The sequence below is a fragment of the Croceivirga sp. ABH4_376 genome, from assembly GCF_056160685.1.
This window is the reverse complement of record NZ_JBSWXQ010000002.1, coordinates 626155-651573: the sequence shown is the minus strand read 5'-3', so window position 1 is coordinate 651573 and position 25419 is coordinate 626155. Positions and strand designations below refer to the sequence as shown.

The window sequence follows — 25419 nt, the reverse complement described above, 5'->3', positions numbered from 1 at the left end:
CTTGAGATTATTGTTACAAGAAAAAAATATATTTTTGAAAAAAAAGGATTAACCATTGTAAGTCTGTAAAATTTATCTAAATTTGCAGCCTGAAAAATTGAGATTGTAAAAGTAGATAGCAATGAAAACAGGAATACACCCAGAAGACTATAGATTGGTTGCTTTTAAAGACATGTCTAACGAGGATGTTTTTATCACAAAATCAACCGCACAGGCAAAGGAAACCATTACAGTTGATGGTGTTGAATATCCTTTGATCAAGTTGGAAATCTCAAGAACTTCTCATCCTTTCTACACTGGTAAAACCAAATTATTGGATACTGCTGGTAGAATTGATAAGTTCAAGAACAAATACAAGAAGTTCAAGAAGTAAACCAATTTTGTTGAAAATATAGTAAAGACGCTTTCGTTAACTTAACGGAAGCGTTTTTTATTTTTACGCAGAATTAAACTACTAACATAACATGAACTTTATTTTAACCGATGGCGAATACAAGGATGCCTTGTTGCCGTTTACCTATACACGGCCAGTTGCTGGTATACGTCTAGGTATTCTAACTATAGCAGAAAAGTGGGAGAAGCACTTGGGGCAGGGGGTAAGTTATTTAACGGATAATTACTTATCGCAAAAATTTCCTTTAACCACAACGGATTATAACATAATAATTACTGCCAGCTACCTACCAACACTAGAATTAGTAAATACTATTAAAAACTTGGAGTTAGGGCAGGCATTACTGCTAGATGGTGAGGTTGTTGCCTACGCCACCAATAGCTTGGAGCAACCCTTTAGTTTATCTAATTATACTTCTACAGCCGCCAAGGGTGTGGATATAATCGTAAAAAATACTTGGGATATATTCTCCAAGAACGCAAAAGCTATTCAGCAAGATTTTGATTTGCTTACCAAAAACAGGGTTAGCCAGCCTATTTCAAGTACTAATACGATATTTAATCCAGATCAAATATTCTTGGAAGAGGGTGCCTCCGTAGAATGTAGTGTGTTAAATGCGTCAACCGGGCCTATTTACATTGGAAAAAATGCAACTATCTTAGAAGGATGCCTTATACGCGGCGGTTTAGCCATGGGTGAAGGTGCCCTGCTAAAAATGGGCGCTAAAATTTATGGCCCTAGCACATTTGGTCCTTACTGCAAAGTAGGAGGAGAGGTGAATAATGCGGTACTTTTTGCCTATTCCAATAAAGGGCACGAGGGTTATCTAGGAAATTCCGTTTTAGGAGAGTGGTGTAATTTAGGAGCAGATACCAACACTAGCAATTTAAAAAACAACTATGCTCCTGTAAGGTTATGGGACTATAATACCGAAGGCTTTGCTCATACGGGGCTCCAATTTTGTGGTTTAATGATGGGAGACCATAGCAAGTCTGGTATAAACACCATGTTTAATACAGGAACAGTAGTAGGTGTACATGCCAATATATTTGGCACGGGGTTTCCAAGAAACTTTGTGCCAAGTTTTAGTTGGGGAGGCGCCGCTGGTTTTACTACATATAGGACTAATAAGGCTTTTGAAACGGCTACGGCTATGATGGGTAGAAGAAATATTCCTTTTGATAAGGTTGAGCAAGATATGTATGAGTACATTTTTGAACAAACAAAAAAATGGCGTAAGGAATAATCACTGTGCCATTTTATTCCAATACTGAGTTGTAAAGCTAAAATTGTAACTTTGCAGCCCAATTTTTAGACCGGTAATGAAGAAGAAAGTAGCTTTTTATACACTTGGATGCAAATTGAACTTTTCTGAAACTTCTACAATTGCTAGAAATTTTGAGGAAGAAGGTTTTGATAGGGTAGATTTTACGGAAAAGGCAGATATCTACGTGGTAAACACTTGTTCCGTTACCGAAAATGCAGATAAACGATTTAAGACTATTGTTAAACAAGCGCAGAAAGTTAACCAAGAGGCTTTTGTGGTTGCCGTTGGCTGTTATGCACAATTAAAACCAGAGGAGTTGGCAGCTGTAGATGGGGTAGATTTAGTGCTTGGAGCTACAGAGAAATTTAAGATTACAGACTACCTTAATGATTTGTCTAAAAACGATAAAGGTGAGGTGCACTCCTGTGAAATTAATGAGGCCGACTTTTATGTGGGTAGCTATGCCATAGGCGATAGAACACGTGCCTTTTTAAAAGTACAAGACGGTTGTGATTATAAATGTACCTATTGTACCATACCTTTGGCCAGGGGTATATCTAGAAGTGATAGCCTAGAAAACGTCTTGAACAACGCTGCGGAAATAGCTTCAAAAGACATTAAGGAAATTGTATTGACCGGCGTAAATATTGGAGATTACGGTAAGGGTGAGTTTGGTAATAAAAAACACGAACATACTTTTTTTGAACTGGTAAAAGCCTTGGACCAAGTAGAAGGTATTCACAGATTGCGTATTTCTTCTATTGAACCTAATTTATTAAAGAACGAAACCATTGATTTTGTTGCTGAAAGCGATGCATTTGTACCTCATTTTCATATACCACTGCAAAGTGGCAGCGATAAGGTATTAAAATTAATGCGCAGGCGATATTTAACCAATTTGTATCAAGAACGGATTCGTAAAATAAAAGTGGTTATGCCGCATGCTTGTATCGGGGTAGACGTAATAGTTGGTTTTCCTGGAGAAACAGATGAAGACTTTTTAGAGACCTACCATTTTTTAAACGATTTGGACATTTCATATTTACACGTGTTTACCTATTCTGAAAGAGATAATACGGTGGCTGCGGAAATGACCGGTGTTGTACCCAAAAAGGTAAGAAGTAAACGTAGTAAAATGCTTAGGGGTTTATCCGCTAAAAAACGTAGGGCTTTTTATGAAAGTCAATTAGGAACAGAAAGAACGGTTCTATTTGAAGGCGAAAACAAAGCGGGTTACATACATGGTTTTACGGAAAATTATGTAAAGGTAAAGGCGCCATGGAACCCAACTCTGGTAAATCAGTTACATAAAGTGGTTTTGGATTGTATAGATGATGATGGTTTGGTGCGTTTTGAATTTGTAGCACAAAAAGAGACAGCATAAAAAACCCGGCTGAAGAGCCGGGTAAAATTTTTTATATTCTAATGCCTACTGGAAGCATTTCTTTGTATTGCCTATTTTTTCTTAGAAACCCGGCAATATGTGGGCTTGTTGGCACCACACGGAGATTTTGTTCTTGTAAATGGTGCAAAACGGCTCTGATGAAGTTTTCCTTAAAACCTTCTTGAGTTACCCCTTCTGGTATCACTAATTTTGTCAAGAAAACTTTTCTTTCTTGAGAAGAATACTCAATTTTGGCAAGGTGTCCATCAACCGTAGTTTCAAACTGGCGTAAGAAACTGTTGTCATTAATCTCCATTTCCATCATGTAGTTATTGGTTTACGTGTGTTAAAGACAGTTAAACGAAAAAAAACATCGTAAGAATTGTCTTATGTTTATAAAATTCCTACTTTAATAGTTATTTAAAGTCTTAAAGGAACAAAGTGTAAAGTTAGTTAAATTATCATTAAATTCCTAGTAAATACAGTACTTAGACCATTTGAGCCCTACTAAAATTCACGTTTATTTAATGCCTGGCATGGCTGCAAGCCCTGCAATTTTCGAAAATTTAAAACTAGACCCAACAGTATTTACTCTTCACTATTTAAAATGGCACGTTCCAAATCCAAGAGATACGCTAGCAGACTATGCCAAAGTAGTAAATGAATCAATTGTTCATGATAACCCTGTTTTAATAGGTGTTTCTTTTGGTGGTATGCTGGTACAAGAAATGGCCAAGCATAAAAAGTTTAAAAAGGTAATTATTATATCTAGTATCAAAAGTAAATTTGAAATGCCCAAACGAATGCACTTTGCTAGGTATACAAGAATACACAAGCTTTTGCCTACCGGTTTAGTCAATAATGTAGAATTATTGGCAAAATACGCTTTTGGCGAAAAGGTGAACAAACGTTTGTCTTTGTATGAAATTTACTTGGACGTTAGGGACAAAGTTTATATTGATTGGGCCATACATCAAATTGTTAATTGGAAGCAGACCCAGCCGCCCAAGAATGTAATACACATTCATGGTGAATTAGACAATGTTTTTCCTATAGACAATATAAAGGAGTGTATTACAGTTAATAATGGTAAGCACACCATGATTATTTATAGGGCTAAATGGTTTAACGAACATTTACCTAAGTTAATTTTGGAATAAATAATTGTTTTCATAGTATCTTTCCTCAAAATTTAAAACAGCTTATGAAGTATTTGAAAAATGTATTGGCAGTAATTGGTTTTGTATTTGTTTTGGGCACTTTGGTCTATGCAGTGCAACAACAGCATGAAGAGCCAGTGTTAACTGAAAAATCTGTTGTAAAGGAGAATGACAAAAATGTGGCCGAAACCTATCAAATTACGGCCATTGACATTCCAGAAGATTTAAACTTTGCGGGCGAGGCTGCTCCTCTTTTAGACCCAGAGGTTATGGAGCGTGTGGATAGAGAGTTTTTGGTGAACACTTATTGGCAGAGTAATGCAGTATTGTTAATGAAGAGAGCCAAGAAATATTTTCCGATTATAGAGCCAATATTGGCCAAAAACGGCGTTCCGGATGATTTTAAATATTTAGCTGTTGCAGAAAGTGGTTTGCAGAATGTTGTAAGTCCTGCTGGCGCAACCGGTTTTTGGCAAATTATGAGGGCAACAGGCAGAGAGTACGGTCTTGAAGTTAATGATAACGTAGATGAGCGTTATCATGTAGAAAAAAGTACACAGGTTGCTTGTGATTATCTTAATAAATGGAAAAATCGTTTTGGGTCTTGGACCTTAACTGCTGCTGCCTACAACGCTGGCCCAGGTGCAATTCAAAAGTATTTAAAAATGCAACAGGTAGATAATTATTACGATTTGTTGTTAGGGCAAGAAACCGCTAGGTACGTATTTAGAATTATGGCCATCAAAGAAATCCTGTCTAGTCCAGAAAAATATGGTTTTCAATTAGAAAAAGAAGATTACTATACCCAAGTGCCTACGTTTAAGGTAGAAGTAGATACAGCGGTGACCAATTGGGCAGATTTTGCAGGCTTATATGAAATAAATTACAAGATATTAAAGCGCCATAACCCGTGGTTAAGAGAATCACATTTAAATAATTCTTCTAGGAAAAAATATATTGTAGAGATTCCTAATAAAGGGTATTACCGAGACCTAAACTAAGAATATAGGTGTCTACGACAAATGAAGAAGATTAAATCTTCTTCATTTGTTGTTGCATCATTTTTATTTGCTCGGTAAGCATATTGTTTTTGTCCAATCGCTTTGCCTCTTGTAGTAAAGTAGTAGCTTCTCTTTTTCTCCTTTTTTGCATAGCAATACCTGCAAGGCTCAATTTGGCCATGGCTACGTCATAATCCATGTTTAAGCCAAGCTTAAGAGCCTTTTTAAAATATTTTTCTGCTTGCGTAAGATTTCTTTGCGAGTAGATTATTCCATGTAAATAGTTATAATAACCTTGTTGTTTGGTTACCAAGGCCGCTTCTGGATTTTTTATTTTAGACAGCCATTTTTCTGTTCCTTCTAAATCTTGTTTTCGCATTTTTAGAAAAGACATTAATATGATTTCGTTTCTAAAATAAAGGAATATAAACATGGAAGAAAGGAGTAGCAATGCAATACCGTTTCCAATGTTTCCTTCAATAAATTGATATACTGCATAAGCAATAACCAATGCGGCTAAAACAAGTTTGATGTTTTTGTTGAACATATATTTAATCTGTAATTAATTCGTAAGTAATTGTTTGTGTTAACGTAGTTGGTATTTCCATACCCATACTGGCCATAATTGATTTGCCTTCGCCAGTACCCTGTACCATCATCTTGGTTAAAAAACCACTGGTTAAATCGGATTGTAGTACAATTTCTTGGTTGCCTGCTAATTCTAAAATTAAATTGGCATCCTGGTTCTGCATGGTAATTTCTGCCGTTCCAATTATGGATGCCATTTTACCATCTACTTGTTCCAAGGTCCACAAATTATCTGCGTTAATTTTACCACTAAACAGGGTGTTCCATTGATCTCCCTCTGCTTTTTTCTGTCCAGGGTATATGTAAGTCATTTGTTCAAAACTTTGCGCTAAACCTTCAGAACTAAATTCTTTTCTTAAAGAGCCTTTCATGATTTCTTGTGTAGCTTGGTCCAAGCCAGTTGCCGCTGCCATTTTATCTATTAGGGCATCACCTCCGGTAACACTAATGATTTTTCCGGCTGTTGTCATCTCCATTTGTAATGGCGTACCAATAAGAGCGTCAAAAATTTTAGCCGTCATTTCGTCACCTACGGTTGGGTTTTTAGTATCTACTTCCATCATTACACCTTGTAGGTTAGAGGTAGATTTCATCTTAAATTCTAAAAATTGCATTTCAATTTTATAGGAAGATGCTAGTTTTTCTTGAACCTTAAATTGAAAAATTCCGCCCAACTCATTCGAAATTTCATGCGTTGTGCCTTCAATTTTTTGCTCCATTTGCTGTTTGGCCTCTTGTTTAATTTTATAAATTTGGCCAGGTTTTAGGGAGTATTCTAGTAGTGTTTGGCTGTAAGTACTTGTTAAACAAGTTAGTACTCCTAATAAGTAAAGAAATAATTGGCGTTTTAGCATCATATTTAGTTATACGGTTAGTACGGCAAAACTAATACAAACATTTTTTAGAAAGGGTTTGCAAGAGCAAAAAGTCTTTGTATATTTGCGCCCAGAATTTTTAAGACGCCTTTGGTTTAAAATAAAGATAAAATGAAAAGAACATTTCAGCCTTCAAAGCGAAAAAGAAGAAATAAACACGGTTTTAGAGAGCGTATGGCTACAGCTAACGGTAGGAAAGTACTTGCTAGAAGAAGAGCCAAAGGAAGAAAAAAATTAACTGTTTCTTCAGAACCTCGACACAAGAAATAATATGTTTGTCGATAACTTATAAATTATTAGGTGCTACTGTTTCAGTTTAGCACCTTTTTTTTGACCTATATTTAACGATTTAAAAAAATACCCTTAGAAGAATGCCTAAAAGAAAAGATTTAAAATCCATTTTAATTATTGGTTCAGGTCCCATCATTATTGGACAAGCATGTGAGTTTGATTATTCTGGTTCGCAAGCTTTACGTTCTTTAAGAGAGGATGGTATAGAAACGATTTTGATAAATAGTAATCCTGCTACTATTATGACAGACCCCTCAATGGCGGATCATGTCTATTTAAAACCGTTGAACACCAAATCAATAGTTGAAATTTTAAAAAAACACCCAAATATAGATGCTGTTTTACCAACTATGGGTGGCCAAACAGCCCTTAACCTTTGTATAGAGGCAGATGAAAAGGGTATTTGGGAGGATTTTAACGTAGAAATCATAGGTGTAGATATAGATGCTATAAATATTACGGAAGACCGTGAAAAATTTCGTGAGTTAATGCTTAAAATAGGCGTAGGCATGGCTCCACAGGCAACGGCAACCTCTTTTTTAAAAGGTAAGGAAATTGCCCAGGAATTTGGTTTTCCTTTGGTAATAAGGGCTTCATTCACCCTTGGTGGTGCGGGTGCATCCATAGTATACGAACCAGAAAAATTTGATGGACTTTTAAGCCATGGTCTAGAAGTATCTCCAATTCATGAGGTTATGATAGATAAGGCCATGATGGGGTGGAAAGAATATGAACTTGAGCTTTTAAGGGATAAAAATGATAATGTTGTTATTATCTGTACCATAGAAAATATGGACCCTATGGGTATCCATACTGGAGATTCCATAACTGTTGCTCCTGCAATGACCTTATCTGACCGTACGTTCCAGAAAATGCGCGATATGGCCATTAAAATGATGCGAAGTATAGGCGATTTCGCTGGTGGTTGTAACGTACAGTTTGCGGTAAGTCCGGATGAAGAAGAAGAGATTATTGCTATAGAAATTAATCCAAGGGTTTCCCGATCTTCCGCACTAGCTTCAAAAGCTACCGGTTATCCTATTGCTAAAATAGCCGCTAAATTGGCAATTGGTTATACTTTGGATGAGTTGGACAACCAAATTACAAAGTCAACTTCGGCCTTGTTTGAGCCAACTTTAGATTATGTAATCGTAAAAATACCTAGATGGAATTTTGATAAATTCGAAGGTTCTGACAGAACATTGGGTTTACAGATGAAATCCGTAGGCGAGGTTATGGGTATTGGCCGTTCTTTCCAAGAGGCATTGCACAAGGCTACACAATCATTAGAAATTAAAAGAAATGGTCTTGGGGCCGATGGTAAAGGGTACAAAGATTATGAAACCATAATCCAAAAACTTACCGTGCCTAGTTGGGACCGTGTGTTTGTTATTTATGATGCTATACAGTTGGGTATTCCACTTAAACGCATACATGAAATAACTAAAATAGATATGTGGTTCTTAAAACAATACGAAGAGCTACACCAATTAGAGCAAGAAATAGCGCAATATACAATTGCAAGCTTGCCAAAATCACTTTTATTAGAGGCAAAGCAAAAAGGTTTTGCAGACAGGCAAATAGCCCACATGCTAGATTGTTATGAAAGTGAAGTGCATAAGAAGCGAATGGAACTAAATATTAATAGGGTTTATAAATTGGTAGATACCTGCGCAGCAGAGTTTACGGCTATGACACCTTATTATTATTCCACCTTTGAAGAAGAAATCCAATCTAAAGATGGCGTAAGTTATGTGGCCAATGATAGTGAGGTTACCAATCGTAAAAAAATTGTAGTTCTTGGTTCTGGACCAAACCGTATTGGGCAAGGTATAGAGTTTGATTATTGTTGTGTACATGGAGTATTAGCCGCGGCAGAGTGTGACTATGAGACTATAATGATCAACTGTAATCCAGAGACGGTTTCCACAGATTTTGACACTGCGGATAAACTGTATTTTGAACCAGTTTTCTGGGAGCATATCTACGATATTATCTTACATGAAAAACCAGAAGGGGTAATTGTACAGTTAGGTGGCCAAACTGCTTTAAAATTGGCAGAAAAATTAGACCGATACGGTGTTAATATCATTGGAACAAGTTACCAATCTTTAGATTTGGCAGAAGATAGAGGTAGCTTTTCAACTTTATTAAAAGACAATAATATTCCCTATCCAAGATTTGGTACTGCAGAAACAGCAGATGAAGCTCTGGACTTGGCAGATGAATTAGGGTTTCCGTTATTGGTAAGACCATCTTATGTATTGGGTGGCCAAGGGATGAAGATTGTAATTAACAAGGAGGATTTGGAGCAACACGTAGTAGATTTACTTCGTAAAATTCCAAATAATAAGTTGTTGTTAGACCATTATTTAGATGGAGCTATAGAAGCAGAAGCCGATGCCATTTGTGATGGTGAAGATGTATATATTATTGGTATTATGGAGCACATAGAACCTTGTGGTATCCACTCTGGGGATTCTAATGCTACCTTACCACCTTTTAATTTGGGTGAGTTTGTAATTCAGCAAATTAAAGACCATACTAAAAAAATAGCTCTGGCTTTAAATACGGTCGGTTTAATCAACATTCAATTTGCCATTAAAGATGATACCGTTTATATCATTGAAGCGAATCCTAGAGCGTCTAGAACGGTACCGTTTATTGCAAAAGCCTACGGAGAACCTTATGTAAATTATGCTACTAAAGTGATGCTGGGCGATAAAAAAGTGAAAGACTTTAATTTTAATCCGCAGCTAGATGGGTATGCTATTAAGCAACCTGTTTTCTCTTTTAATAAATTCCCTAATGTAAATAAGAACCTTGGCCCAGAAATGAAAAGTACGGGAGAAAGCATCTTGTTTATAGATAGTTTAAAAGATGATGAATTCTACAACTTATATTCAAGAAGAAAAATGTACTTGAGTAAGTAACAAGAATAGAATTTAACTAAAAAAAGCCCCGGATCACGGGGCTTTTTTTAGTTTTATATTATGTAACTTATGCTTCCCATTCCGTATGGAAGATACCTTCTTTATCTAAACGTTCGTAGGTATGTGAACCAAAATAATCGCGCTGTGCTTGTATTAAGTTTAGCGGTAAGCGTTCAGAGGTATAAGCATCAAAATAGGTAAGCGAATTAGACAATCCAGGTAAAGGAATACCATTTGTAGCACCATAGGCTACCAATTCTCTTGTAGCTTTCACAGATCCTTTTACTTTCTCTATAAAGCTTGGTGCCAACAATAGGTTTTGTAATTCTGGATTGGCTTGGAATGCTTCCGTGATATCAGCTAATAAACCAGCACGTATAATACAACCCGCCCGCCAAATTTTGGCAATTTCGCCAAGGTTAAGGTTATAACCATATTCTTTACTAGCATCTGCCAATTGGTGCATGCCTTGGGCATAAGCCATGATAAAGGCAAAGTATAATGCATTTTCTGCCTTCTCAATCAAGGCTTTTTTCATAACCTCCTCAGGGCTTGGTCTATCGTAAAGTTCATCTGCTTTGGTTCGTTCTGCCTTTAAGGCAGAAATCTCCCTCATACTTACGGCAATATCAATGGTTGGTACGGGAATACCCAAATCCATTGCATTTTGTGATGTCCATTTTCCGGTACCTTTTTGCTTTGCTTTATCTAAAATCTGGTCTACCAAATCACCATCTGTTTCGGTGTCTTTTTGAGCAAAAATTTCTGAGGTAATTTCTACCAAAAAGGATTGCAATCTACCTTGATTCCATTTTGCATACGTCTGGTGCAATTCTTCGTTAGTTAGGTTACCCGCTTTTTTAAGCAGATCATAAATCTCAGAAGTTAGTTGCATTAAACCATATTCAATACCATTATGAACCATTTTTACGTAGTTCCCTGCAGATTTAGGTCCTAAATAAGCAACGCATGGTTCATTATTATATTTGGCAGAAACAGCTTCAAAAATAGGTTTTACATGTTGGTAGGCCTCTTGGCTTCCACCTGGCATAATGCTTGGTCCTTTTCGTGCTCCTTTAGCACCACCGGAAACCCCAGCACCAAAAAAATTAATACCCTTTTCTTTTAAATAAGCTTCCCTGCGATCGGTATCCGTGAAAAAAGAATTTCCACCATCAATTATTATATCTCCCTTATCCAATAAAGGCAAAAGGCTTTCAATTACGTTATCAACAATTTTACCTGCCGGCACTAATAACATTATTTTTCTAGGTGTATTTAAAGCAGCAACAAAAGTTTTAGCGTCTGTGCTGGCGTCAACTTTTGCCGTATCGCCTCCTTCTTGCTTTAACGCTTCAACTTTTTCTGAGTCCAAATCGTTTCCGTAAGCGGTAAAACCATTATCGGCAACATTTAGGATAAAATTACGTCCCATTACACCTAAGCCCACCAGCCCAAAATCATACTTGTTTGTCATATTACATATCTTATTGTGTCTGTTAAGACATTGCTAAGTAAGTGAATTCTATAAATCTTTACCTAAAATAAACGTTATATTCGTCTCCCTCAAATAAAGGGTAATTGTAATGGCGAAAAAAACAGAAAATCAAATTCTTGTAATATTTGGGGCGTCTGGCGACCTAACGGCCAGAAAATTAGTTCCTTCCCTTTTTAATTTATACCTGTCTGGGCATTTACCTGAGAATTTTGTGGTTTTAGGTGCTAGTAGAAGTGATATGACAGACACTGCTTTTAGGAAAAAAGTGGTGACCGAAAGCACTTATTTAGAAAAGAAATTAGAAAAATTGGATAAGGATAAAATAGAGGCTTTTTCCAATAAGTTTTTTTATGAGGATTTAGGGGGGTCTTATGATACCGATTATACTCGATTACGAAAAAGGGTAGAAGACCTAAAGAAAAAATACAATACCTCTGGCAATATTATCTATTATTTGTCCACGCCCCCAACTTTATACGAGACCATAGCTCAACGCTTGGCGGATGCAGGTATGAATACTCAGAATAATGGTTGGAAACGTTTAATAGTAGAAAAGCCATTTGGTTACAGCCTAGAAACCGCAAAACAATTAAATACGGGTTTACAGCAATTTTTTAAAGAGCATCAAATTTACCGTATAGATCATTATTTGGGTAAGGAAACCGTACAGAATTTACTGGTAACCCGTTTTGCAAATAGCATTTTTGAACCACTTTGGAACCGAAATTATATTCACCACGTAGAAATAACGAATGCCGAGAGTGTAGGGGTAGAAAAACGAGGAGGATATTACGATAAATCTGGTGCTTTGCGTGATATGTTCCAAAACCATTTGTTACAGATTGTATCCTTAGTGGTAATGGAACCACCAATTAGCGACGCACCAGAAGATATTAGGAACGAAAAGGTAAAGGCTATAAAATCTATGCGGGTTATGAAATCCGAAGATGAGTTATATGAAAACACCATAAGAGCCCAATACGTTGCATCTACCATAGATGGGAAGAAAGTGAAAGGTTACAGGGAAGAGGAAGGTGTAGACCCAAATTCTACTACCGAAACTTTTGCCGCAGTTAAGTTTTTTGTAGATAATTGGCGCTGGAAAGATGTGCCTTTCTACGTGCGTACCGCTAAGAGAATGCCAACAAAGGTAACCGAGGTGGTAATTCATTTTAAAACCCCACACCATCAGATTTTTAAGGATTCTGGGATGGAAAATAGGGATAATAAGCTGATTATCCGTATACAACCAGACGAGGGTATATTGATAAAATTTGGAGTTAAAGTCCCTGGCCAAGGCTTTAAAGTAGAGCGTGCCAATCTTGATTTTTACTATTCTAGTTTAGCAGAAACTTATGTAATGGAAGCCTATGAGCGTTTAATTTTAGACGCTATGCAAGGCGATGCTACCTTATATGCCCGTGCCGATGAAGTAGAAGCTGCTTGGGAGTTTGTAGACCCAATTTTAGATTATTGGGAAAAAGGTAAAGATGTACGCATGTACGGTTACGCAGCTGGAGTTTGGGGACCAGAGAATTCTCACGATTTAATTGACGGTATTGGTGAGTGGCGTAATCCGGGTCCGCATTTAACGGACGACCCCGGTTATTGTGTAATTTGTTAAGTATTTAAAGAAATGGAAGTAAAAATATACGGGGACAAACAAGCTGTTGCGACGGAATTTTCGGCTTATTTTGCCAAAAAAACCAAAGAGGACAAATCTTTTCACGTGGCACTTTCTGGTGGTAGTACCCCTAAGATTGTATTTGATACTCTAGCTGATACCTACGGCGATACCATAAATTGGAAAAATGTTCACTTTTATTGGGGTGATGAACGCTGCGTGCCGCCAACGGATGAACAAAGCAACTATAAAATGACCAAAGAACATTTGTTTGATAAAATTGATGTTCCGGAAGAGAATATACACCGAGTATTAGGGGAGAATGACCCTAAAGGCGAAGCCATGCGTTATGCCAACTTATTAGAAATAAATTTAGATAGGGTAGAAGGTGTACCGCAATTCGATTTAATTATTTTGGGTATGGGAGACGATGGGCATACCGCATCTATTTTTCCGCATGAAATAGACCTATGGCATGCAGAAGACCATTGCGTAGTGGCTACACATCCAGATTCTGGTCAAAAAAGAGTTTCCTTAAACGGTGCAGTTATCAATGCTTCTAAAGAAGTTGCCTTTTTAGTTACGGGAACGGCTAAAGAAGAAAAGGTAGCCATTATACACCAAGAAAAAGAAGGCTATAAACAGTATCCTGCTGCGTTGGTACAACCCAAATCTGGCTCCTTACTTTGGTTCTTAGATAAAGAAGCAGCTGCTGGACTTTAGTCCAGCGCTAGCTTTATATTTTCTTTCTTTAGTTGGTCTAGATATTCTTCTACTTTAAAGTTTTTATCGTCAAACTTGGTATCTCTTTGAAACATGGCCATTTTCCGTTCTATACTTCGTGCAAAGCGGCGTAATGCTTGTTTATTCTTGATAATAAGTCCGGGAACTTTTAAATTTTTACCATTGTCACCTTTGGCTACCATGGTAAAATAGGAAGAGTTACAATGTTTAACCACTCCGGTAGTTACATTTTCTGCTTCTACACGCACCCCAACCACCATACTGGTGTTTCCCGTATAGTTTATAGAGGCTTTTAAGGTAAGCAATTCGCCTACTTCTACGGGCTGTAAAAAGTCTACTCTATTAACGCTTGCGGTTACGCAGTAAGCTTGGGAGTGTTTGCTAGCACATGCAAAGGCTATTTGGTCCATTAAATTAAGAATGTGCCCACCATGTACTTTCCCACCAAAATTAGAATGAGAAGGCAGCATAAGTTCTGTTATTGAAACTTGAGATTCTTTGGCCGATTTATATTTTTTCATCCTAATTGTTAAAGTGTGGTGATTTTTCTTGCTTTACTTCGGTTATAAAGTATTTGGTGTCTCCCAACCAGAAAAAGGTAGAATAACGCTCTATGTATGTCACTTTTACATATTCACCTTGGTATTCTTTCAATTTTTGAATAACATCTTTCTCAGAATCCTGTACGGAAAACGAAAAAATTTGTGCGCCAGAGATACCCTGACTTATTTCGCCTTCCCAGGTTTTTACCATTACGCCTTTTCTACTAAATTTTATCAGCTCTCCAGAACGGTATCCTTCACTAAAAGGAACATAGTAGATAAATGCAAAATAACTAGCCAAACCAACTACAAATGCAGCTAAGACTATGAATAAAACTTTTTTCATTATAACTTTAATTTAGATTGTTCCTCTAATTGCCCGGGCGTTTCGTCTTCTGCATCTTCCATAGCGCGTTTTAAAATAGGTTCTGGCAAAGATTTTTTGGCTTTTGCACCCATCTTCTTAAGTTTTTCTATACTAGTGATGATGTTACCACGCCCTTCAAACAGCTTGTTCATGGCACCTTTGTATTCGCTTTTAGCTTCGTCCATTTTTTTGCCCACCTTGGTCAAATCGTTCATAAAACCTTCAAACTTATCATATAGGGCCCCCGCTTGCCTAGCAATTTCAATGGCATTTTTCTGTTGTTTTTCATTATTCCACATGGTGTCTATGGTGCGCAAGGTTGCCAATAGTGTAGAAGGCGTAACTATGACAATATTTTGCTCAAAGGCTTTGTTGTAAAGACTACTATCTTCATTAATAGCTATAGCAAATGCAGGCTCTATAGGTACGAACATGAGTACGAAATCCGGACTTTCCATTTCGTACAAATCTTCATATTTTTTAGCAGAGAGTTGCTCTACATGGCGTCTTAACGAATTAATGTGGTCTTTTAAAAACCTAGGTTTGTCTATTTCTTCCGCATTGGTAAAACGTTCATAATCTGTTAAGGAGACTTTAGAATCTACTACCATTTTTTTACCATCTGGCAAATGGATAATCACGTCTGGCATTACCCTACTGCCATCTTCCCTTTTAAAACTTTGTTGTACGCTATATTCGCGGTCTTTTTCTAATCCAGATTTTTCTAATACACGTTCCAACACTAATTCTCCCCAATTACCTTGCATTTTGCTATCGCCTTTTAACGCTTTGGTCAAATTTTCTGCTTCTTGGGTAATTTTTAAGTTCTGACTTTGCAAGTGCAGTAGTTGTTCTTTTAAAGCTGAATGTATGCTGATGTTTTCTTTCTGTGTTTCTTCCACCTTACGCTCAAACAACTGAATTTTTTCTTGTAACGGACTTAAAATTAGTTTGATGTTCTTCTGATTCTGCTCAGTGAATTTTGAGCTTTTCTCGTCCAAAATTTTATTGGCAAGATTTTCAAAATCCTTGGTGAATTTTTCCTGAAGCTTTTCTACTTCTTCTTTTTGTTCTTGATTTACCTGCTGTAAATGCTCTAAATCTGCCTGGTAACGAACAATTTTATTGCCTAAAAGTTCTTTTTCTTGCAGTATTTGGCGCTTTTCATCATCTGAAGCCACCAGTTTCTGATTTAAACTAGTAAGTGTAGCGTTCAATTGATTTTCTCGCTCTTGCCAAACGTCTGTACTCGACTTTGTTTTTAATTTTTGAATATAAAGCCCTAAAAAGGTGCCTATTCCCAAGCAAACCAATGCTAGGATAATGTAAATGATAGTAGTGTCCATGGAAATAAAAAACTTCGGATAAAGATAAAATAATCTGCGCCAAGTAAGGAGTAACTGCGTAATCTATTTTGTGATTTTGAAGCTACCGTTCTGGGCATCAAACTGAATCAAATCTTTCGGAAATAAGGATTCAAAACTTCCTTTTTCTATAAGTTCACAAGGTGCTGCAAAAGCATTTTCGTTTCCATCTAAAAGTAGCATATAATCACATAATTGAATGGCCAACTCTACCTCATGAGTGGTAAAAACAATAGTGCGATTATGGGTTTTTGCAAAGCTATGTAACAGCTTTAAGATATGCACTTTGTGCGATAAGTCTAGGTGTGTTGTAGGTTCGTCTAAATACACCAAAGGCGTTTCTTGTGCCATAGCTCTAGCTATAAGTACCCGTTGCAACTGACCATCGCTCAGCTCAAAACAATGTTTATCTTTTAAATCTTCCAAAGAAAAAAAGCCAAGCTGTTCTTTGATAATTTCTTTATCTCTGTTCCCTAAGGTACCAAGCCAGTTGGTATACGGATGCCTGCCCATAGCTATAAGCTCTGCAACTTTTAAATTCTTGGTTGCTATGGGAGTAGTTAAAACCAAAGCTTGTTTTAACGCCAAGGCGGCATTACTATATTCTGTTAATAATTTACCGTGTAATTTAATGGTTCCAGCTAATGGAGATTGTATGCCTGCTAGCGTACGTAAAAGGGTAGATTTCCCTATTCCATTAACGCCAACTATTGCGGTTAACGAACCTTTTGGGATACTAAAATTTAATTCGTTAGCAATGCTGGTTTTACCATAGCCTATAGTTAACGCCTCTATTTGGATGTACTTTTCCATCAAAACAGCATTTTTCGTTTTCTTACCAATAACCAAATTACAACAGGTGCCCCAACAATAGAAGTTATCGCGTTAAGAGGTAAAACAGAGGCAGCAGCAGGTAGTTGTGCAATGGTGTCACATATAAGTAATAACAATGCGCCATATAAAAATACCGCAGGTAAAAGTATTTTGTGGTCCATGGTTTTAAACCATTGCCTGGTTAGGTGCGGTACTGCAAGCCCAACAAAAGCTATAGGCCCGGCAAAAGCTGTAATTCCACCCGCAACTATTCCTGTCGCAATAATAATGAGGTATCTTATTCTTTTAACAGGAATCCCCATACTTTGTGCGTACTGTTCTCCTAAAAGAAAAGCGTTCAACGATTTTACACAAAACAAGCAAATTGCACATCCTACAAGCAGTAAAAGCCCCAAAATGGCCACTTTTTGCCAAGAAAGATTCCCTACGGAGCCATAAGACCAAAAAATAAAACGTTGTAATTGTTCGGCCTTAGAAAAATAAGAAAGAATACTAACTACTGCAGAAGTTATGCTACCAAACATTAACCCAATGATAAGCAAAGCCATAGTATCCCTGACCTTATTGGCAACCAATAATACCACCAGAAGCACCAAAAAACTACCTAGACTGGCTGCTAAAGCAACAGCTACATCATTTAACCAGAATAACTGCGTTAATCCTAGACTAGTGCCACCCAGTAGTAGCAAGGCAGCACCTAAACTTGCTCCTGAGCTAATGCCCAATACAAATGGGCCAGCGAGTGGGTTTCTAAATAAGGTTTGCATTAAAAGACCGCTTACTGCGAGCCCACCACCGATAAGTACAGCTGCAATAGTTTTGGGTAAACGATAGTTCCATATAATATATTCCCAAGCATTTTCTGTAGTTGTTTGCCCTAACAGAATAGAAAAGGTATCACCCAGCGGGATGGTTACAGAACCCAAGCTTACGCTAATAAGCATACAGAGCACCAATAGCAAGCTTAGGCTTAGGAATCCTAATTTGTAAGACGACTGTTCTGTCATTACTGCAAAGGTGTGAAAAAATACGGAGTGTAGTCTGGTAAAAGGTCTGGATGCAACCAATGTACTAGGTCTTTCAAAACCAAATCGGGTCTTTGTGGGGCTAATTCATAATACAATAAACCGCCAGTAAGGCCTTTGGTATTAGAAAATGTGTAAACTTTCTTATTGGTAAATGCCTTAAATTGTTGGTAGTGTGGGTTGGCTGTTTCCATTTCTTGGTAAGAAGTAAACTGAGCAGGTCCAATCCAATAATCGGCTTGAGAACCTTTTTCTAAAACGGTTTCTATACTTAGGGCCAAGCTGCCACTTCCTTGACTATTTTTATACAAATAATCACCCCCTGCGTCCGCGATAAACTTGGCGGCCCAACTTTCTCCGGTTGGCATATACCATACATCTTTGTACAACGCACCAGATATTACGCTAGGTTTATTTGTCTTGTTCTGCGCTAGTTTTTTGGTAGTGTTATAGTCTTTTGCTATTTGGGTAAATATACTGTCTGCTTGCTTTTCTTTACCTAATAAAACCCCAAAGAACTTTATCCATTCTGCTTTTCCTAAAGGATGTGTTTCTGCCCAATCCCCATTATACACCACGGGAATATTTGCTTGCTCTAAGGTAGCATAGGTGCTATTTTGATTGTCTATGCTAAAACCTACAACAACGTTGGGTTGCAAGGCGATGGTCATTTCTGTGTTTAACTTTTCATTCTGGCCAAGTTCTTTTATTCGCCCTTTTTTAATGCGTGCTCTAGCAGGCATGGAAGAAATGTATTCCGTATCTGGGAAACCTACTAATTTGTCCAATTCGCCCAGACTTTCTAGGGCCGGAATGTGAGTAGTAGAAGTTACTACCATTTTTTTAATCGGTGTAGTAATGACGGCATCATAGGCGTCTGCAGGATAGGTTGTTTTAGGTAAAAGCGAATCTGGAATTATAGCATAGGTAAATACTTGTTCCGCGCCTGGCCAAGGCTTGTTAACTTTTATAATGGGGTAATTGCCATTGGTGTCTATTGAAAACCCATCAGCATACTCAACTTTTAAAAATGAATTTTGCGCTATTGAGCTGGTTGGTAGCTGACCTTCTTTTTCTTCGCTTTTACAAGCATTAAAAATTAATAGTACCGCTAGTGCGTAAAGCAAAGAAAAATAGGTCTGTTTCATGCATCAAAAGTAAATGAATTTAATTTTTATGAAATAACCTTAAACAAAATATGTAGTTTTGCCCGGATTTTTTGGTTCAGTTGTTTAAGACAATTGATTAAAAGGGAATCTGGTGCAATTCCAGAACTGTTCCCGCAACTGTAAGTTACTACCAAACTAAAGTTTGGTTCCCATAAGGGATGCTGTTTTCTACAAAACCACTGTCTGGCTATAAGATGGGAAGGTGAAATAGCATAAAACAAGTCAGGAGACCTGCCAAAGAACAACAACTAATGTTAAACTTTCGGGATAAAAGTTTACATAGGGGTTTCCTATGGCTGTTCCGAGCAACTTAAAGTAAATGAACAAAAAATGTTATGGGCTTTTGTCCTTATTGTTGAGCACGGGCGTATTTGCACAACAAAAAGATTCACTACAACTACAACAATTAGAAGAAGTGGTGGTTTCTGATTCAAAGTTTGAATTGAAACGAGAAAATTCTGGTAAAACTGTAATCAAAATTAGTGCAGAAGAGTTAGAAAAAAATCAAGGCCGGTCTGTTGCCGAAATTATCAACACCAAAAGTGGAATAGAAATAAACGGAACTAGAAGTTATGCGGGCCAGAACATTTCCGTTTTTAGTAGAGGAGGTAATAACAGACAAGTTTTAGTGTTAATAGACGGCATACAGGTGTCTGACCCTTCTAATGTTAGTGCAGAATACGATTTACGCTTGCTAAATACTAACCAAATTGAAAGTATTGAAATTTTAAAAGGTGCGGCAAGTACGTTATATGGAAATTCGGCAGCTACTACGGTAATTAATATTACTACTAAGAATGCTGTTAATGATGGTGTCACTTTCACTGTAAATAGTAGTATGGGAACTAACCAATCTCAAGAAGAACAAGATTATGATTTTTCAGATTTTTCTAATACGGTTACCATATCTGCCAAGCATAACAAACTTAAAGTTTTGGCCTCTGGCGGACATCAAAATACCGATGGACTTTCTGCGGCCATTGGTACGGAAAAAGACGCATATTCCCGTTTGGATGGAAATTTCAAGCTAGGTTATCAATTTAGTAAACGTTTTAATCTTACAGCATCGGCTTTCTATACTAAAATGAAAGGTGATTTTGATAACGGTTCTCCTATAGAAGACGCGGACTTTACCTTTACCAGTGAGCAATCGCGTTTTGGTTTGGCTTCAACGTATGATTACAATCAAGGAAGCATTCATTTTAATTTTGCATTTAATCAAATAGATAGGGCAATAGCGTCTAATTTTCCGACTACATACGATTCTGAGTCAATTGTTTTAGATGTGTACAACAAATACAATTTTAATGATACCTTTTATACCATAGTTGGTTTAAATGCAATTGATAATGCTACATTTTTTACTGAAGATGAATCCACTTCTACCATAGATCCTTATGTAAATGCAGTTTGTGTTAGCGACTTTGGATTGAATTTAAATGTAGGCGCAAGGCTTAATAACCATAGTAAATATGGTTCCAATTTTATTTATAATCTAAACCCTTCTTATGTTATTAGTACCCAAAATGGATACATTAAGTTTCTTGGGTCTTACTCTACTTCTTTTATAGCACCAAACCTTTTCCAGTTGTTTGGTCCTTTTGGGGCAAATCCAGATTTAGATCCAGAAGAGGATACAACTATAGAAGGTGGCTTTGAATATAAAGTATCTAATGTTTTTAGGCTTAGCGCACTGTATTTTAATAGAACAGAAGCAAAATTTATTGATTATGTGACCATAAATCCAGATACTTTTGAAAGTCAATATAGAAACTTAGAAGGTGATACCAATTTTAATGGGCTTGAGGTAGAAGTTGCAGCTACTCTTTTGCCAGCTTTAGATTTAACTGCTAACTATACCTACACTAACAGTGAAAGTGGATTAGGATCGCGTATTCCAAAAAGTAAGGTAAATGGAACTTTAGGGTATGCTTTAAAAGAAGACACATTTATTAGTCTCTCTTATCAATATGTATCTGACAGAACAGATACTGATTATTCTGCCTCTATGCCGGTAAATCTTGAAGCATTTAGTGTATTGAATTTTTATGCCAAGCATAACTTAAACAAAAAAGTAAGTTTCTTTGCTTCTTTAGATAATCTATTCAATACAGATTATACGGAGTTGTTTGGTTATGCCACTAGAGGTAGAAATTTAAAAATAGGGATGAACTTAAGGTTCTAATAGTACTCCTATAAGATAAAAAAGCAGCCAAGTGGCTGCTTTTTTTATTTTAATTGTGGAGGATTATCTAACCACATATTGTTTTTAACAGCGGTAAACATTTCCGAACCAATGAGTTCTTTTTTGTCATAAACCATAGGAGTAAATCCTTTAGCTGTAGCTCCTGTTATTTCTTCCAAACAGCGTGCTAAAAGTGGTTCTGTTTCTTCGCCCAATACACCAAGATTGCCATAGTCTTCCCTCTGGTAAATATTGGGTGCTATACCAGCAGTATAATCTGAAAAGCCTACCGAATTCTCATTACGGCCCACCAAAGGTTGTATGGCCCAACTATTATTCGGATTAATGTTATTTTCTCTAGAAGACCTATACACATAGCTATTATCCGGATCGTCTACCATAGTAATAGAAAATTCGTTTTTGCCGGTGGTAGTATCACCAACCTTTATCATATTTACATAAGGGTCTAATCCATTTATTAATAGTTCGCTTGCAGAAGCAGTTCTGGCAGAGGTTATTACGTATGCTTTTGAAAGGTTCAAGGTGTTCAAGGGTTTACCGTCTACTGTGTTGGTAAAATAATCTTCTAAATCAGATGGATCAAATTGTTCTTGTATTTTATTGTTCCAGCGCTGCTTTATATAAAGGTCATTTGTATTGGTACCATAAACCATACTTGCTAAAAGCCTAGAGGAATTTACATTGCCACCCGGGTTATATCTAAAATCTAAAACCAATTCCGTAGCGCCATTGGCTTTAAATTCTCCAAAAGCATTATTCAATTCTTCATCGTACTCATTGGTGAAACCATTGTACATTAAATAGGCAATTTTTGTTCCTTGTACATCAAATGTTTTGGCTAATAGGATAGGATTTTCTGTTAGGCCTTCAAATTTGGTAAGGGTTACTTCCTCTTCAAGTTCCGTAATTTCACCTTCATTAAATGTGGCCAAACCTAAAGTGTAGGTGTCATTACTGCCAAAAAGTAATTCCGTATAATTAGAATCTGTGAGCTGTTGCCCATCTACACGATTAAAAATATTACCACGAACAATATTTTTATTAGAAGCATCTGAGTTTGGTATTATATACCGTACATAACCAAAAATATTTGAACCTTCGGGGTAGCGTACCAAACCAAATTCTAACCCATTACTTTTTGAAATACCACTAAGGTTGTTAACCAAAGTTTTATAATCAGGATTAGAAAAACTAAAACGATCTTCTGAGAATTGCAGACTGTTATAGAATTTTTCTGGGTCTGGCGTGGCCGCCAAAAAATCTTCATATTCCTTATTGGTTTCAAACTTGTTATCCGCAAGATTGGGTACATCTTGTTGCCAAAAGTACCATAGGTTCATAGCGCGCCACATAAAATTTTGAACTTCAATGTCTTCCTTTACGGTAAAATCATCATCGTTATTACATCCGTATAAAAAAAGAAAAGCTACACCAATAATGATGTAGCTTGTTTTAAATTTTATGTTATGCATCTTATTATTGTAAGTGAATTTCCTCATTTGGACCTATATACATTTCATTAGCAAATTTTGGTCTTTGCAACTCAGCTTTCAATTTAAAGTTTTCTGGTAATTTTTCAAAAACCATACCTTTTGCAGAAGAACCAACAATTAAATCTAATGCGGCACTTAACATAACCTCATTAGGATCCCCAAAAGGTAGTAAATTTGAAGCATATTGGCTCTCATCCACAGTAACATCAGGTTCAAATCCATCAGCATAGTCACTTGAGTTATTACTGTTGTAAACTTGTAAAACAATAGGCTGCATACCTATGGTATGATTAGGGTTTTTGTTGTTTAAATCAGAATAAGGAGAATCACCTGTACCCGGAGAATCAACAACCGTAATAGACCCCTCGTTTTTTCCAACTGTTTTTTCGCCAATAACCACAACATTCATGTAGGGGAGCAAACCATTAATAATCATTTCACTTGCCGAAGCCGTTCTTCCACTGGCCAATACATATAAAGTTGTTATACCATTTAATCTATTCATTGGTTCAGAACCCAGATAGGCACTAGTGCTTTTATCATAAAGAAAAACATCTTCAAAGAAAGGATAACTAACCCCATTTTCTGCGTTTCTTTTATTGTTGTACCGTAGGGTAGCAAATATGTCTTGTTCTGCACCGGCTTCACCATAAATCATGCTGGCAAGTAATGCGGAGCTTAAGATAGATCCACCACCGTTGTAACGTAAATCTAAAACCAATTCCGTAACTCCTTGATTTTTAAAATCACCAAAAACAGTATTTAATTCACTATGAAAAGTGGCTTTAAACCCGGTATACATTAAGTAGCCAATTTTTGTTCCGCTTATTTCCAATACTTCGGAATGATGAATAGGGTTGGTAGTCAATTCTACCGCAGAAAGGGCTATGTCATCTCCTTGCGGTACTACAGTACCATTTTCTACAGTTGCTAAACCAATAGAAACACTTTCGTTCCTAAAAATGTTGTTAACCACATCGTAGTTGTTAATAGTCATAGCTACACCATCTACTTTATAGATAAAATCGCCTCTTCTTATACCAGCTTGGTCCGCAGGAGAATCTGGTGTAACATAGGTAACGTAGATAATAACATCGTCAGAAGTGTCAGATACTCGTAATAAATAGCCCAAGTTTAAGCCATAGGATTTGGTAATGCCCCTAAAACTATTTAACTGTTCATCAACGTCTTCTATATACCAAGAAAAATCATCTGCTTGCGTATAAATTAAATCGTCAAACAATTCTTTAGAAGAATTGTAATTATTTAAATAGGTATAATAAGCATCCGTGTCATCATCTTTAGAATCGGCCAAATCTGTCACGTCGTTTTGCCAAAAATACCAGTAATTGAGTCCTTTCCAAATAAAGTCGTTAACCTCACTATTCAGCTCAACAGGTTCTTCAACTACAGGTTCTTCCGTATTGGGTTCTTCTGCAAGTGTGGGTGCATCATCATTGTTACTACAAGCTATAAATAGCAATCCCAAAAGAAAAACGGGGAACATTTTAATCTCTTTCATAGTTTTATTTTAAAAATGAAAAATAGTGATAAATCTTAAAAAAAGTATCACAATTAAATAGGTAATAGCTAAAAACGTGCCAATGATTTATAATTAATTTTAAATCCTTTGTAACAAATATTATTTTAACTCGTCTCCCTTTTGTAACACACTTTAATGTGGGGTACACCAACTTAACAACCAAATGAAACAAAACGAATTTTTAGCAACCGTAATGCCTTTTAAGGATAAGCTTTACAGAATGGCTAAAAGGTTGTTGGTATCTAAAGAAGAAGCTGAAGACGCGACCCAAGAAGTACTTTTAAAATTATGGAACAAAAGTGACAAGATGGGTACTTATAAAAGTGTAGAAGCTTTTGCCATGACCATGACGAAGAACTTTTGCCTAGACCGTTTAAAATCTAAGCAAGCAGGTAACTTAAAATTGGTACATAGTAATTATGAGGATGGCCAACATAATTTACAGCGTAAAGTAGAGCAAGCAGATAGCGTTAACTGGGTAGAGAAAATTATGGAAGAATTGCCCGAGCAACAAAAAATGGTATTGCAACTAAGAGATGTAGAAGACTATGACTTTGAGGAGATAGAAGAAATGTTAGGAATGAAGGCTACCGCCGTACGGGTAACCCTCTCTAGGGCAAGAAAGGCGGTGCGCGAAAAATTAATACAAAAACATAGCTATGGAATTGGATAATAAAATAGAAACATTACTAGAAAAATACTTTGAAGCCAATACTACATTGGCAGAAGAAAAAATATTACGAGACTATTTTGCACAAGATACAATAGCCGAACATTTAGAACCTTATAGAAGTATGTTTGGGTATTTTAACAAGGCTAAAGTAGATGTATTTACCAAGCAGGTGCCATTAAAACCCAGAAGAAAAGTAAACTTTAGATGGTTATCCGTTGCAGCATCAGTAATAGTAGTCATAGGCCTTTATTTTGGTCAACTTGGTTATCGTAATTATCAAGAACAGAAACAATTAGAGCAAGAGCAGGCTAGGTACGCCTACCAACAAACCAAAAAAGCATTAAACCTGTTGGCAGAGAATTTTGGTAAGGGCACCGAAAAAATGGCTTATCTAAAAACATTTGAAGTTTCTAAGGACAAAATTTATAACGAAAATTAAATTCA

The 25419-nt window shown here is 36.7% G+C and carries 24 protein-coding genes and 1 riboswitch; of the genes, 12 read left to right on the top strand and 12 right to left on the bottom strand.

Annotated features, from left to right (window positions below):
* Window positions 1-121: 121 nt before the first annotated feature.
* From ACXAGS_RS07175 to mtaB, 3 genes are all read left to right on the top strand, one after another.
* Window positions 122-373, top strand: a complete 252-nt coding sequence (locus tag ACXAGS_RS07175; protein ID WP_010518944.1) for a type B 50S ribosomal protein L31 — start codon at window positions 122-124, stop codon at window positions 371-373.
* A gap of 91 nt (window positions 374-464) precedes the next feature.
* Entirely contained in the window at window positions 465-1640 is a 1176-nt protein-coding gene (locus tag ACXAGS_RS07170; protein ID WP_474905776.1) for a GlmU family protein, read from the top strand.
* Between the two features lie 76 nt (window positions 1641-1716).
* Window positions 1717-3045 (top strand): tRNA (N(6)-L-threonylcarbamoyladenosine(37)-C(2))-methylthiotransferase MtaB, encoded by a 1329-nt coding sequence (gene mtaB, locus ACXAGS_RS07165; protein ID WP_474905775.1) that lies wholly within the window; start codon window positions 1717-1719, stop codon window positions 3043-3045.
* Window positions 3046-3076: 31 nt separating this feature from the next.
* Here mtaB and ACXAGS_RS07160 read toward each other — a convergent pair whose 3' ends face one another.
* Window positions 3077-3370 carry a GNAT family N-acetyltransferase gene (locus tag ACXAGS_RS07160; RefSeq protein WP_474905774.1) on the bottom strand — a complete coding sequence of 98 codons (294 nt, stop codon included), beginning with the start codon at window positions 3368-3370 and terminating at the stop codon, window positions 3077-3079.
* A gap of 202 nt (window positions 3371-3572) precedes the next feature.
* Between ACXAGS_RS07160 and ACXAGS_RS07155 the strand changes: the two genes are divergently transcribed.
* Entirely contained in the window at window positions 3573-4205 is a 633-nt protein-coding gene (locus tag ACXAGS_RS07155; protein WP_474905773.1) for an alpha/beta hydrolase, read from the top strand.
* A 44-nt stretch (window positions 4206-4249) separates the two neighbouring features.
* Window positions 4250-5206: a lytic transglycosylase domain-containing protein gene (locus tag ACXAGS_RS07150; protein WP_474905772.1), complete on the top strand. Its 957-nt coding sequence runs from the start codon at window positions 4250-4252 to the stop codon at window positions 5204-5206.
* A 31-nt stretch (window positions 5207-5237) separates the two neighbouring features.
* Here ACXAGS_RS07150 and ACXAGS_RS07145 read toward each other — a convergent pair whose 3' ends face one another.
* A complete protein-coding gene (locus ACXAGS_RS07145) occupies window positions 5238-5753 on the bottom strand; it encodes a hypothetical protein (RefSeq protein WP_080318549.1) in 516 nt (171 codons plus the stop codon).
* Window positions 5754-5757: 4 nt separating this feature from the next.
* Window positions 5758-6513 carry a DUF6263 family protein gene (locus tag ACXAGS_RS07140; protein ID WP_474905771.1) on the bottom strand — a complete coding sequence of 252 codons (756 nt, stop codon included), beginning with the start codon at window positions 6511-6513 and terminating at the stop codon, window positions 5758-5760.
* Between the two features lie 267 nt (window positions 6514-6780).
* Here ACXAGS_RS07140 and rpmH point away from each other — a divergent pair, with 267 nt between their 5' ends.
* Both rpmH and carB read left to right on the top strand, forming a co-directional pair.
* The gene (gene rpmH / locus ACXAGS_RS07135; protein WP_002669412.1) at window positions 6781-6939 is read left to right on the top strand and encodes a 50S ribosomal protein L34; all 159 of its coding nucleotides are present in this window, start codon (window positions 6781-6783) and stop codon (window positions 6937-6939) included.
* Between the two features lie 101 nt (window positions 6940-7040).
* Entirely contained in the window at window positions 7041-9893 is a 2853-nt protein-coding gene (carB, locus tag ACXAGS_RS07130; RefSeq protein ID WP_474905768.1) for a carbamoyl-phosphate synthase large subunit, read from the top strand.
* A gap of 67 nt (window positions 9894-9960) precedes the next feature.
* Here carB and gndA read toward each other — a convergent pair whose 3' ends face one another.
* Window positions 9961-11370, bottom strand: a complete 1410-nt coding sequence (gene gndA / locus ACXAGS_RS07125) for an NADP-dependent phosphogluconate dehydrogenase (protein ID WP_474905766.1) — start codon at window positions 11368-11370, stop codon at window positions 9961-9963.
* Between the two features lie 109 nt (window positions 11371-11479).
* On the opposite strand from gndA, the gene zwf reads away from it, so the two are divergent.
* Both zwf and pgl read left to right on the top strand, forming a co-directional pair.
* The gene (gene zwf, locus ACXAGS_RS07120; protein ID WP_474905764.1) at window positions 11480-13015 is read left to right on the top strand and encodes a glucose-6-phosphate dehydrogenase; all 1536 of its coding nucleotides are present in this window, start codon (window positions 11480-11482) and stop codon (window positions 13013-13015) included.
* A gap of 12 nt (window positions 13016-13027) precedes the next feature.
* Window positions 13028-13738, top strand: a complete 711-nt coding sequence (pgl, locus tag ACXAGS_RS07115) for a 6-phosphogluconolactonase (protein ID WP_474905763.1) — start codon at window positions 13028-13030, stop codon at window positions 13736-13738.
* Here the strand turns inward: pgl and ACXAGS_RS07110 are convergent.
* The 6 genes from ACXAGS_RS07110 to ACXAGS_RS07085 form a co-directional block, all read right to left on the bottom strand.
* Window positions 13735-14280 (bottom strand): acyl-CoA thioesterase, encoded by a 546-nt coding sequence (locus ACXAGS_RS07110; RefSeq protein ID WP_474905761.1) that lies wholly within the window; start codon window positions 14278-14280, stop codon window positions 13735-13737. The genes pgl and ACXAGS_RS07110 overlap by 4 nt on opposite strands.
* A gap of 1 nt (window position 14281) precedes the next feature.
* Complete coding sequence (locus ACXAGS_RS07105) at window positions 14282-14647, bottom strand: 6-phosphogluconate dehydrogenase (protein WP_474905760.1); 366 nt, start codon at window positions 14645-14647, stop codon at window positions 14282-14284.
* Window positions 14647-16014 carry a DNA recombination protein RmuC gene (locus ACXAGS_RS07100; protein ID WP_474905758.1) on the bottom strand — a complete coding sequence of 456 codons (1368 nt, stop codon included), beginning with the start codon at window positions 16012-16014 and terminating at the stop codon, window positions 14647-14649. Before ACXAGS_RS07100 ends, ACXAGS_RS07105 begins: the two co-directional genes overlap by 1 nt.
* Before the next feature lie 63 nt (window positions 16015-16077).
* Window positions 16078-16845, bottom strand: coding sequence for an ABC transporter ATP-binding protein (locus ACXAGS_RS07095; protein ID WP_474905756.1), 768 nt, complete (start codon window positions 16843-16845; stop codon window positions 16078-16080).
* Window positions 16845-17873 (bottom strand): iron chelate uptake ABC transporter family permease subunit, encoded by a 1029-nt coding sequence (locus tag ACXAGS_RS07090; protein ID WP_474905754.1) that lies wholly within the window; start codon window positions 17871-17873, stop codon window positions 16845-16847. The genes ACXAGS_RS07095 and ACXAGS_RS07090 overlap by 1 nt, the downstream gene beginning before the upstream one ends.
* On the bottom strand, window positions 17873-19039 hold the full coding sequence (locus ACXAGS_RS07085) for an ABC transporter substrate-binding protein (protein ID WP_474905753.1): 1167 nt from the start codon (window positions 19037-19039) through the stop codon (window positions 17873-17875). Before ACXAGS_RS07085 ends, ACXAGS_RS07090 begins: the two co-directional genes overlap by 1 nt.
* Before the next feature lie 55 nt (window positions 19040-19094).
* A riboswitch (cobalamin riboswitch) is annotated at window positions 19095-19313 on the top strand.
* Between the two features lie 66 nt (window positions 19314-19379).
* Here ACXAGS_RS07085 and ACXAGS_RS07080 point away from each other — a divergent pair.
* Window positions 19380-21245 (top strand): TonB-dependent receptor plug domain-containing protein, encoded by a 1866-nt coding sequence (locus ACXAGS_RS07080; protein ID WP_474905751.1) that lies wholly within the window; start codon window positions 19380-19382, stop codon window positions 21243-21245.
* Between the two features lie 44 nt (window positions 21246-21289).
* Here the strand turns inward: ACXAGS_RS07080 and ACXAGS_RS07075 are convergent, their stop codons facing one another.
* Together ACXAGS_RS07075 and ACXAGS_RS07070 are read right to left on the bottom strand one after the other, a co-directional pair.
* Entirely contained in the window at window positions 21290-22738 is a 1449-nt protein-coding gene (locus tag ACXAGS_RS07075) for a S41 family peptidase (RefSeq protein WP_474905749.1), read from the bottom strand.
* A 4-nt stretch (window positions 22739-22742) separates the two neighbouring features.
* Window positions 22743-24281, bottom strand: coding sequence for a S41 family peptidase (locus ACXAGS_RS07070; RefSeq protein ID WP_474905747.1), 1539 nt, complete (start codon window positions 24279-24281; stop codon window positions 22743-22745).
* A gap of 184 nt (window positions 24282-24465) precedes the next feature.
* Between ACXAGS_RS07070 and ACXAGS_RS07065 the strand changes: the two genes are divergently transcribed.
* Together ACXAGS_RS07065 and ACXAGS_RS07060 are read left to right on the top strand one after the other, a co-directional pair.
* Window positions 24466-24975, top strand: coding sequence for an RNA polymerase sigma factor (locus ACXAGS_RS07065; protein WP_474905746.1), 510 nt, complete (start codon window positions 24466-24468; stop codon window positions 24973-24975).
* The gene (locus ACXAGS_RS07060; protein WP_474905744.1) at window positions 24962-25414 is read left to right on the top strand and encodes a hypothetical protein; all 453 of its coding nucleotides are present in this window, start codon (window positions 24962-24964) and stop codon (window positions 25412-25414) included. The genes ACXAGS_RS07065 and ACXAGS_RS07060 overlap by 14 nt, the downstream gene beginning before the upstream one ends.
* Window positions 25415-25419 lie beyond the last annotated feature (5 nt).

What these genes read in the sequence shown, in the direction of transcription:
- ACXAGS_RS07175 (WP_010518944.1), top strand. Translation starts at nt 122, where the DNA reads ATGAAAACAGGAATACACCCAGAAGACTATAGATTGGTTGCTTTTAAA.
- ACXAGS_RS07170 (WP_474905776.1), top strand. Translation starts at nt 465, where the DNA reads ATGAACTTTATTTTAACCGATGGCGAATACAAGGATGCCTTGTTGCCG.
- mtaB (WP_474905775.1), top strand. Translation starts at nt 1,717, where the DNA reads ATGAAGAAGAAAGTAGCTTTTTATACACTTGGATGCAAATTGAACTTT.
- ACXAGS_RS07160 (WP_474905774.1), bottom strand. Translation starts at nt 3,370, where the DNA reads ATGATGGAAATGGAGATTAATGACAACAGTTTCTTACGCCAGTTTGAA.
- ACXAGS_RS07155 (WP_474905773.1), top strand. Translation starts at nt 3,573, where the DNA reads ATGCCTGGCATGGCTGCAAGCCCTGCAATTTTCGAAAATTTAAAACTA.
- ACXAGS_RS07150 (WP_474905772.1), top strand. Translation starts at nt 4,250, where the DNA reads ATGAAGTATTTGAAAAATGTATTGGCAGTAATTGGTTTTGTATTTGTT.
- ACXAGS_RS07145 (WP_080318549.1), bottom strand. Translation starts at nt 5,753, where the DNA reads ATGTTCAACAAAAACATCAAACTTGTTTTAGCCGCATTGGTTATTGCT.
- ACXAGS_RS07140 (WP_474905771.1), bottom strand. Translation starts at nt 6,513, where the DNA reads ATGGAGCAAAAAATTGAAGGCACAACGCATGAAATTTCGAATGAGTTG.
- rpmH (WP_002669412.1), top strand. Translation starts at nt 6,781, where the DNA reads ATGAAAAGAACATTTCAGCCTTCAAAGCGAAAAAGAAGAAATAAACAC.
- carB (WP_474905768.1), top strand. Translation starts at nt 7,041, where the DNA reads ATGCCTAAAAGAAAAGATTTAAAATCCATTTTAATTATTGGTTCAGGT.
- gndA (WP_474905766.1), bottom strand. Translation starts at nt 11,370, where the DNA reads ATGACAAACAAGTATGATTTTGGGCTGGTGGGCTTAGGTGTAATGGGA.
- zwf (WP_474905764.1), top strand. Translation starts at nt 11,480, where the DNA reads ATGGCGAAAAAAACAGAAAATCAAATTCTTGTAATATTTGGGGCGTCT.
- pgl (WP_474905763.1), top strand. Translation starts at nt 13,028, where the DNA reads ATGGAAGTAAAAATATACGGGGACAAACAAGCTGTTGCGACGGAATTT.
- ACXAGS_RS07110 (WP_474905761.1), bottom strand. Translation starts at nt 14,280, where the DNA reads ATGAAAAAATATAAATCGGCCAAAGAATCTCAAGTTTCAATAACAGAA.
- ACXAGS_RS07105 (WP_474905760.1), bottom strand. Translation starts at nt 14,647, where the DNA reads ATGAAAAAAGTTTTATTCATAGTCTTAGCTGCATTTGTAGTTGGTTTG.
- ACXAGS_RS07100 (WP_474905758.1), bottom strand. Translation starts at nt 16,014, where the DNA reads ATGGACACTACTATCATTTACATTATCCTAGCATTGGTTTGCTTGGGA.
- ACXAGS_RS07095 (WP_474905756.1), bottom strand. Translation starts at nt 16,845, where the DNA reads ATGGAAAAGTACATCCAAATAGAGGCGTTAACTATAGGCTATGGTAAA.
- ACXAGS_RS07090 (WP_474905754.1), bottom strand. Translation starts at nt 17,873, where the DNA reads ATGACAGAACAGTCGTCTTACAAATTAGGATTCCTAAGCCTAAGCTTG.
- ACXAGS_RS07085 (WP_474905753.1), bottom strand. Translation starts at nt 19,039, where the DNA reads ATGAAACAGACCTATTTTTCTTTGCTTTACGCACTAGCGGTACTATTA.
- ACXAGS_RS07080 (WP_474905751.1), top strand. Translation starts at nt 19,380, where the DNA reads ATGAACAAAAAATGTTATGGGCTTTTGTCCTTATTGTTGAGCACGGGC.
- ACXAGS_RS07075 (WP_474905749.1), bottom strand. Translation starts at nt 22,738, where the DNA reads ATGCATAACATAAAATTTAAAACAAGCTACATCATTATTGGTGTAGCT.
- ACXAGS_RS07070 (WP_474905747.1), bottom strand. Translation starts at nt 24,281, where the DNA reads ATGAAAGAGATTAAAATGTTCCCCGTTTTTCTTTTGGGATTGCTATTT.
- ACXAGS_RS07065 (WP_474905746.1), top strand. Translation starts at nt 24,466, where the DNA reads ATGAAACAAAACGAATTTTTAGCAACCGTAATGCCTTTTAAGGATAAG.
- ACXAGS_RS07060 (WP_474905744.1), top strand. Translation starts at nt 24,962, where the DNA reads ATGGAATTGGATAATAAAATAGAAACATTACTAGAAAAATACTTTGAA.